Genomic DNA, 571 nt, shown 5'->3' with positions numbered 1-571 from the left:
TTATGCAGGCGTTATATGCTGGTGTACATCATCGGTAATAAAAGCGGAATTAAGGAATAATAATGAAAGTAAAAGAATTACAAGAAAAGTTGGCTAATTTAGATTCAGATCTTCAGTTAATTTTTATACTGAAGATGAAGTGACGCTTAAAGGCAAGGAATCATTTAAACTTTTTGAGATGCTAGACGTTAGTGTTATTGATGCAGAGCGGGTACGTGATGTGCATGGTAAACCTACATTAGTTATTGGTAAATCTGAAGAAGCTATATCAATGGCGGTTCTTAATATAAGCAGTGATTTTTAAATAGAATAAGGTATTTAAAATGAAGAGCGGTGGAAATCATAACTCATATTGTTCATGTCCTACATGTCAGAAAATTGGTGGGGGGCATTATACACACTGTGTTTGCCCTACATGTCAAAAGATGGGTGGCGGTCACTATTCATACTGTGTATGTCCTATTTGCCAAAAGATGGGGGGAGACCATTATTCATATTGTACTTGTCCACAATGTCAAAAAATGGGGTAGCTCACCCTTAAATTTATAAAATAAGCATATAACAAATGCAT

At 35.0% G+C, this 571-nt stretch carries 1 protein-coding gene; it reads left to right on the top strand.

Annotated features, from left to right (window positions below):
• The first annotated feature begins 139 nt into the window (after nucleotides 1-139).
• Nucleotides 140-304, top strand: coding sequence for a hypothetical protein (locus tag A6E06_RS19960; RefSeq protein WP_176713282.1), 165 nt, complete (start codon nucleotides 140-142; stop codon nucleotides 302-304).
• The last annotated feature ends 267 nt before the right edge of the window (nucleotides 305-571 follow it).

This window comes from Aliivibrio sp. 1S175, from assembly GCF_001690985.1.
In the GTDB taxonomy this organism is placed as follows: domain Bacteria; phylum Pseudomonadota; class Gammaproteobacteria; order Enterobacterales; family Vibrionaceae; genus Aliivibrio.
This window is presented reverse-complemented; position numbering and strand designations above follow the sequence as displayed.